6 protein-coding genes and 1 pseudogene are annotated in these 7,864 nt (G+C 74.5%); all 7 read left to right on the top strand.

The window, feature by feature from the left end:
* Nucleotides 1–156 (top strand): alpha-glucosidase C-terminal domain-containing protein (locus ABZ861_RS28990; RefSeq protein ID WP_361636158.1); only part of this gene is annotated, 156 nt, incomplete at its 5' end.
* Nucleotides 157–187: 31 nt separating this feature from the next.
* Nucleotides 188–1,576 (top strand): maltokinase, encoded by a 1,389-nt coding sequence (locus ABZ861_RS28985; protein WP_361636144.1) that lies wholly within the window; start codon nucleotides 188–190, stop codon nucleotides 1,574–1,576.
* A 4-nt stretch (nucleotides 1,577–1,580) separates the two neighbouring features.
* The gene (glgB, locus tag ABZ861_RS28980) at nucleotides 1,581–3,812 is read left to right on the top strand and encodes a 1,4-alpha-glucan branching enzyme (RefSeq protein WP_361636142.1); all 2,232 of its coding nucleotides are present in this window, start codon (nucleotides 1,581–1,583) and stop codon (nucleotides 3,810–3,812) included.
* Between the two features lie 172 nt (nucleotides 3,813–3,984).
* Entirely contained in the window at nucleotides 3,985–5,073 is a 1,089-nt protein-coding gene (locus ABZ861_RS28975) for a glutamate--cysteine ligase (protein WP_361636139.1), read from the top strand.
* Between the two features lie 188 nt (nucleotides 5,074–5,261).
* Nucleotides 5,262–7,163: an AMP-dependent synthetase/ligase gene (locus tag ABZ861_RS28970; protein WP_361636136.1), complete on the top strand. Its 1,902-nt coding sequence runs from the start codon at nucleotides 5,262–5,264 to the stop codon at nucleotides 7,161–7,163.
* 188 nt (nucleotides 7,164–7,351) lie between these two features.
* Nucleotides 7,352–7,489 (top strand): annotated as a pseudogene (locus ABZ861_RS28965) (DUF4190 domain-containing protein); the annotation flags it as partial.
* Nucleotides 7,490–7,561: 72 nt separating this feature from the next.
* Nucleotides 7,562–7,756: a hypothetical protein gene (locus ABZ861_RS28960; RefSeq protein ID WP_361636134.1), complete on the top strand. Its 195-nt coding sequence runs from the start codon at nucleotides 7,562–7,564 to the stop codon at nucleotides 7,754–7,756.
* Nucleotides 7,757–7,864: the final 108 nt, after the last annotated feature.

Genomic DNA, 7,864 nt, shown 5'->3' with positions numbered 1-7,864 from the left:
CCGGTGGAACTGATCGGCGGCGTCCGCTTCCCCGCCGTCGGCGAACTCCCCTACCTCCTCACCCTGGCCGGACACGGCTTCTACTGGTTCCGGCTCGCCAGGGCGGCGACCCCGGTCGACCAGCGGGCCGCGTCCCCGGCCGACGGGGGAGCCTGACCGCGGGGCCGAGACGAAAGGAGGCGTGACCATGGCGACGACGACGTCCCTGGAGCCGAGCAGCGCGGGCCTGGCCGGGTACATGACCTCGCTCGGCTCCCTGCTGCGCGAGTGGCTGCCCCGCCAGCGCTGGTTCGCGGGCAAGGACCGGCCGGTCAGCGAGCTGCGGCTGGAGTCGATGACGGAACTGTTCCCCGGCTGCCTGCACCTGCTGGTCCGCGCCGAGCACGCGGGGCCGCCCACCGGGCACGGCGGCGTCCCCGCGCCGACGAGCACCGCGGCGGCGCCGGCCGCCGACTGCTACCAACTGCTGCTGGGCGTACGTCGGGAGCTGTCGCCGCGCCAGCGCCGGGCGCTGATCGGCCGTCCCGCGGCGGGACCGCTGGCCGGCCTCGCGGTGTACGACGCGCTGTGCGACCCGCGCTCGGCGCTGCTTCTCCTGGAGCGGCTGCGGCGCCCCGGCCAGGCCGGGCCGCTGCGCTTCGAGGCGGATCCGTCCGTGCTCATCCCGGGCGGCCTGGCGCCGAGGCTGCTGGACGCCGAGCAGTCCAACTCCTCGATCGTGTACGGCGACGAGTTCATCCTGAAGGTGTTCCGCCGGATCCAGCCGGGCGTCAACCCGGACCTGGAGGTGCCGTGGGCGCTGGCCCGGCAGGGCTGCACCCGGGTGCCCGCCCCGGTCGCCTGGCTGCGCACCACCCAGCCGGAGGAGGCCACGCTCGGGGTGCTCCAGCCGTTCCTGCCGGACGCGGCCGACGGCTGGACGCTGGCCTTGCGGGCCCTGGCCACCGGCGACGACTTCACCGCCCAGGCCCGCCAGCTCGGGCAGGCGACGGCCGACGTGCACCTGGCCCTGGCCGGCGCCTTCCCGACCGGCGCGCACCGGCAGGCGGCGCGCACCGCGGCGGCGATGGCCGAGCGGCTGGACGCGGCGGCGCACCACGTGCCCGCGCTGCGGCCGTACACCGCCCGCCTGCGGACCGCGTTCGCCGCGCTGGGAAGCTGCGACGCGGGTCCGCGGGCCCAGCGCATCCACGGCGACCTGCACCTCGGCCAGGTGCTGCGCGCCGGGCGCGAGTGGTTCGTGATCGACTTCGAGGGCGAGCCGTCCCGTCCGCTCGCCGAGCGCCGCCTCGCCGAGTCCCCGGTGCGGGACGTGGCGGGCATGCTCCGCTCCTTCGACTACGCCGCCCGCCAGCGCCGCCCCTGGCGCCCGGAGTGGGCGCGCCGCTGCCGGGAGGCGTACTGCGCCGGGTACGCCTCCCGGGCCGGCTGGGACCCCCGTAAGAAGCACGCCCTGCTGCGGGCCTACGAGACGGACCGTGCCGTGTACGAAGTGCTGTACGAGGCCCGGCACCGTCCGGACTGGCTCGCCGTACCGATGGCGGCGATCGAACGTCTCGCCGTGAGAGGAGGCTGAACCGGTGGCACTGCGCGACACGTCACTCCCCGAGCCGTCCGGACCCGTCCCGCCCGCGGCGGGCCCGGGTGCGGCGGCCCCGCCCCTGGACCCCGCCGACCGGGAGCGCCTGCTGTCCGGCGCCCACCACGAACCGCACGCGCTGCTGGGCGCGCACGCCGTGCCCGGCGGCATCGCCTTCCGGGCGCTGCGCCCGTACGCCCGATCGGTGAGCGTGGTGATCGACGGCGAGCTGACGCCCCTGGTCAGCGAGGGCGACGGCCTGTTCTCGGCCGTGCTGCCGCTGGCGGCGGCCCCCGCGTACACGCTGGCGGTGGCCTACGAGCAGGGCGCGCACGAGGTGCACGACCCGTACCGGTTCCTGCCCGCGCTCGGCGAGCTGGATCTGCATCTGATCCGGGAGGGCCGGCACGAGCAGCTCTGGCAGGCGCTCGGGGCGCAGCCGATGCTCCACCAGGGCGTGGCGGGCACCCGGTTCACGGTGTGGGCGCCCAACGCCCGGGGCGTGCGCGTGGCGGGCGACTTCGGCCTCTGGGACGGCACGGCCTTCCCGATGCGGTCGCTGGGCGCGGCGGGCGTGTGGGAGCTGTTCCTGCCCGGGGTCGGCGAGGGCGCGCACTACAAGTTCGAGATCACCTCGCAGTACGGCGAGCGGTTCCTGAAGGCCGACCCGATGGCCCGGCGCACCGAGACGCCGCCCGCGACGGCGTCGATCGTGTCGGCCGCGCACCACGCGTGGCGGGACCAGGAGTGGATGGCGCACCGCGCGGACGTCCCGGTGCACGAGGCGCCGTTCTCGGTGTACGAGGTGCACCTGCCGTCCTGGCGGAAGGGGCTGACCTACCGCGAGCTGGCCGAGGAGCTGCCCGCGTACGTCAAGGACCTGGGCTTCACGCACGTGGAGCTGATGCCGGTCGCCGAGCACCCCTTCGGCGGCTCCTGGGGCTACCAGGTCACCGGGTTCTACGCGCCGACCTCCCGCCTCGGGTCCCCGGACGACTTCCGGTACTTCGTGGACGCCTGCCACCGGGCCGGGATCGGCGTGATCATGGACTGGGTGCCGGCGCACTTCCCCAAGGACGACTGGGCGCTGGCCCGCTTCGACGGGGACCCGCTGTACGAGCCCGGGAACGCGCAGCGCGCCGAGCACCCCGACTGGGGGACGCTGGAGTTCGACTTCGCCCGTACCGAGGTGCGCAACTTCCTGGTCGCCAACGCCGTGTACTGGTGCGAGGAGTTCCACATCGACGGCCTGCGGGTGGACGCGGTGGCCTCCATGCTCTACCTGGACTACTCGCGCGAGCCGGGCCAGTGGACGCCCAACCGGTACGGCGGCCGGGAGGACCTGGACGCGATGGCGTTCCTCCAGGAGATGAACGCCACCGTCTACCGGCGGGTCCCGGGGGTGGTCACCATCGCCGAGGAGTCCACCGCGTGGGGCGGGGTGACCGCGCAGACCGACCAGGGCGGCCTGGGGTTCGGGCTGAAGTGGAACATGGGCTGGATGCACGACTCCCTGGAGTACATGAGCCACGAGCCCGTGCACCGCAAGCACCACCACCACGAGATGACCTTCTCGATGGTGTACGCCTACAGCGAGAACTACGTGCTGCCGATCTCCCACGACGAGGTGGTGCACGGCAAGCGGGCGCTGGTGTCGAAGATGCCCGGCGACTGGTGGCAGCGCCGCGCCGACCACCGCGCCTACCTGGGCTTCATGTGGGCCCATCCCGGCAAGCAGCTCCTGTTCATGGGGCAGGAGTTCGCGCAGGGCGGGGAGTTCTCCGAGGAGCACGGTCCCGAGTGGCGGCTGCTGGAGGACGGCGCCTGCGCGGCGGGCGACCACCGGGGGGTGCGGGACCTGGTGCGCGACCTCAACACCGTCTACCAGGCCGCTCCCGCCCTGTGGCAGTGTGACAGCCGGCCCGAGGGGTTCCGGTGGGTGACGGTGGACGCGGCGGACGACAACGTCTACGCGTTTCTGCGGTACGACGCCTCGGGCGTGCCGCTGCTGGCCGTCTCGCACTTCTCCCCCGTCGTGCGCGAGGACTACCGCCTGTGCCTGCCGGCGGACGCGGGCGACGTGGGCGCCTGGTGCGAGGTCCTGAACACCGACGCCGCGCGCTACGGCGGCAGCGGCGTGGTCAACGCCGAGCCGGTCGGGCGGGAGGACGGCGGGATCCGGCTCACGCTGCCGCCGCTGGCCACCGTCTGGCTGGCGCCGCACCCCGCCTGAGCACGGGGCCGTGGCCGCCCGGGGCGGCCACGGCCCGGGACCGCGCCGCCCCGGGGCCGGCCGCCCGCCACGCCCAGGTGTCCGTCCGCCGTCCCGGGGCAGTCGACCTCGTACGACCCGGTCCCTCGTCCGGTGTCGCGGCAGGTCCAGTCGGACGGAGAGGCGGCGAGTGGTGCGGACCGTCGGAGTGGAGGAGGAACTCCTCCTTGTCGACCCGGACAGCGGTGAGCCCAGGGCGCTGTCGTCGGCGGTGCTCGCGCGCGCCGAGGCCGACGACGCGGACCAGGACGTGTTCGAGAAAGAGCTGTACGGCCAGATGCTGGAGTTCGCCACGCATCCGCGGACGGACCTGGGCGAGCTGGGCGCGGAGATCGTGCGCTGCCGCAAGGAGGCGGCCCGGCTGGCCGGGGAGATCGGCTGCGCGGTCGCCGCGCTGGCCGCCTCCCCGCTGCCGGTCAGCCCCACCATCAGCATGAACCGCCGCTACCGCTGGCTGGCCGAGCAGTACGCCATCGCCACCCGGGAGCAGCTCGTGTGCGGGATGCACGTGCACGTGTCCGTGGACTCCGACGAGGAGGGCGTCGCCGTCCTGGACCGCATCCGGCCGTGGCTGCCGGTGCTGGTGGCGATCAGCGCGAACTCCCCCTACTGGCAGGGCGAGGACACCCGCTACGACAGCTACCGCAGCCGGGTGTGGGACCGCTGGCCGTCGGCCGGTCCGACCGAGCTGTTCCGCTCGCCGGAGCGCTATCACCGGCTGGTGGCGGACATGGTGTCCACCGGAGTCATCCTCGACGAGAAGATGGCCTATTTCGACGCGCGGCTGTCCGAGCGCTATCCCACGGTGGAGGTCCGGGTCGCGGACGTGTGCCTGCACGCGGACACCGCGCGGTTCATCGCCACCCTGGCGCGGGGGCTGGTGGAGACCGCCTCCCGTGAGTGGCGGGCGGGCCGTGCGCCGCTGGAGCACAGCGTGAGCCTGGTGCGGCTGGCCGGGTGGCAGGCCGCGCGGGCGGGTCTGGCCCGTGAGCTGCTGCATCCGGAGACCATGCGGCGGCTGCCGGCCGAGTCGGTGCTGCGGGCGCTGCTGGACCACGTCGCGGACGCCCTAGCCGACAGCGGCGACCTCCCGGCGGCCCGCGAGGCCCTGGACCGGTCGCTGCGGCGCGGCAACGGCGCCCGGGTGCAGCGCGAGCTGATGCGGCGTACCGGAGACCTGCGGGACGTCGTCACGGAGTGCGTGCGCCTGACCCAGGAGTGAGGCGGACCGGACCGGCGTGCGCGGCCCGGTCCGGGACCGGGCGGACGCGCTCGTGCCCACGGGACGGATCACAGAACTGCGAGTTCCGCGATCCCGGTCCCCCGCCGCGCCCGGCTGGGCTACATTAACCCGCGCCGACAACGGCACTCACCTGCGGGGTCACTCTCCGTACAGTTCAGGAGCAGCGCATGCGCGACTTCGCCCTCGCTCCGTCCACCGTCACCCCGCCGACCGGAGGACTCGCCGACAGCGTCTTCGAGACGGCGCAGGTGCGTCCGTCCCTGCCGGTGCTCGCCCGCCGGGCCTCGCCCGGCTCCGAGGCGTGGGTGCAGGTGACGGCCGCGGAGCTGCGGGACGAGGTCGGCGCCCTGGCGCGCGGCCTGGTCGCCTGCGGCATCGCGCCGGGGCGCCGGGTGGCGGTCATGGCGCGCACCCGTTACGAGTGGACGGTCCTGTCCTACGCGCTGTGGACGGTCGGGGCCGAGGTGGTGCCGATCCACCCCTCGTCCTCGCGCGACCAGGTCGAGTGGATCCTCCGGGACGCCGCCTGCACGGCCGTGGTGGTCGAGGACGAGCAGGGCGTGATGACGGTCGGCTCCGTCTGCGCCTCGCTGCCCCTGCTGCGGCACGTGTGGCAGTTGGACGCCGGGGCGCTGGCCGAGCTGGTGGAGCGGGGCGCGCAGGTGGCGCCGACCACGGTGGAGTCGCTGCGCCGGATTGTGCTGCCGGACGCCACCGCCGTGATCGCCTACACCTCCGGGGCCACCGGCCGCGCCATGGGCTGCGCGCTGAGCCACCAGGCGCTGGCGAGCCCCTGCGACACGCTGCTCGCGGGCTGGAGCACGACGGCCGCCCCGCCGGGCGAACGGGCGTCGGTGCTGGCCTTCCTGCCCTTCTCGCACGTCTACGGGCTGATGATCCAGGGGATCTGCATCCGCGGCGGGATCCTGATGGGCCACGAACCCGACTCCGGCGACGAGGCGTTGGCGTCGGCGCTGCGCTCGTTCCGCCCGACGTACTTCTACGCGGTGCCCTCGGTCTTCGAGAAGCTGTACAAGACCTTCCTGCGCACGGCCCAGCAGTCGGGCCGGGGCGCGCTGTTCGAGCGGGCCGCCCGGACCGCGCGGGACTTCGCGGCGGCGCTGGAGCGGCAGCGCACCGGACGCGGCTCGGACCCGGGGTTCGATCTGCGGATGCAGCACGCCGTGTACGAGCGGACGGTGTACCGCAGGCTGCGGTCCGCGCTGGGCGGCAGGGTGGTCCGGGCGAGTTCGGGCGGCTCGCCGCTCAGCCGCGAACTGTCCTTGTTCTACGAGGGCATCGGCATCTACGTGAACGACGGCTACGGGCTGACGGAGACCGCGGGCGGCATCACCATGCAGCCGCTGGGCCGGGAGCGTTCCGGCACGGTCGGCCGGGCCCTGCCGGGCACCGCGATCTCGGTGGCCGGCGACGGGGAGATCCTGGTGGCGGGGCCGTCGGTGTTCCAGGGCTACGTGGGCGACGAGGCCGCCACCCGGGCCGCGCTGCGCGGCGGCTGGCTGGCCACCGGGGACATCGGGCACGTGGACGCCGAGGGCTATCTGACGATCACCGGCCGCAAGAAGGACATCATCATCACCAGCGGAGGCACCAGCGTGGCCCCCGCCCCGCTGGAGGAGCGCCTGCGCATGCATCCGCTCATCCACCAGGCCGTGCTGGTGGGCGACAACCGCCCTTGCGTGGGCGCGCTGATCACGCTGGACCCGGAGTTCCTGGCGCACTGGCGGGCGGCGCTGGCGCTCCAGAGCGACGCGCCGGGCCGTGAGGCGCGGGAGGAGAACGCGCTGCGGGAGGAGATCGGCCGGGCGGTCGCCGCGGCCAACAGCGCCGTGTCCCGCTCGGAGTCCATCCGGGTCTTCCGGATGCTTCCGCAGCCCTTCGACGTGGCCGGCGGACTGCTCACGCCGTCGCTGAAGCTGCGCAGGGACGCGATCGTGCGGCGCTACGCGGCCGAGATCGACGCGATGTACCGGGCGCGGGCCCGGCGCCGCCTGCCCGCGGAGGATCCGACCGCCGACTGGGAGGACTCCGACGACGTCTTCCGCTGACCGCCGCCGACGGCTGCGAACACCCCTCCTAGCGAACCGAGTTGGCTGCCGTGAGCGAGTGCTTCCCGCGGCACGGCGATGAGTTGGCGGGTGTGAGGCGTGAGATCGACTGTGCGGGAAACCTGATCTCCATGCTGCCGACGAACCCGGGCCCCCCGGCCCCCGTTCATCCCCGCGACGGGAGGTGAGCCGTCGTCGCGCTGCGCCGCGGCACGCCCCGCCGCCCCCGGGCCCGGCTCGGCCTGCCGCTGGGCGTCGCCGACCTGGTGTTCCTCGCCGTCCTCCAGGCGGTGCACCCGGGCGCGTCCTGGACCGTCTTCGGCTGACCCCGGTCCCGTCCGCCGGGTCGTCGCGGCCCGGCCCGTATGCGCGTCGCCCCGAGTGAAGGAGACCAGCCGATGATGAGCCAGCACCACCGCCGCGCGACGCCGCTGTGCGCCGCCCACGGCCCGGACTGCGTCTGCGACTGGGGCGCCGACGGCGGCGCCGCGCACGCGTGGCGGGACCTGTACGAGACGTGCTGCCTGTCCGGCTGGGAGTCCCGGAACAGCGTGCACGACCCCGGACTGTGCCGGCACGACGCCAGCGCGTGACCCCCGGCCTCCGGTCCCCCGCGGGCGGCCGGACGGCGCCCTGCGCAGGCGTCCGGGCACGCAGCGCAGACACGCGTAGGCTCCGCTGCCACGGGAACTAGACAGCAG

The organism is Streptomyces sp. NPDC046985 (assembly GCF_040644415.1).
In the GTDB taxonomy this organism is placed as follows: Bacteria; Actinomycetota; Actinomycetes; order Streptomycetales; family Streptomycetaceae; genus Streptomyces.
The sequence above is the reverse complement of the archived record's forward strand: the minus strand, read 5'-3'. Positions and strand labels throughout refer to the sequence as shown.

Excerpts from the sequence above, each read along its gene's own strand:
- ABZ861_RS28960 (WP_361636134.1), top strand. The coding sequence starts at position 7,562 with ATGATGAGCCAGCACCACCGCCGCGCGACGCCGCTGTGCGCCGCCCAC.
- ABZ861_RS28985 (WP_361636144.1), top strand. The coding sequence starts at position 188 with ATGGCGACGACGACGTCCCTGGAGCCGAGCAGCGCGGGCCTGGCCGGG.
- ABZ861_RS28970 (WP_361636136.1), top strand. The coding sequence starts at position 5,262 with ATGCGCGACTTCGCCCTCGCTCCGTCCACCGTCACCCCGCCGACCGGA.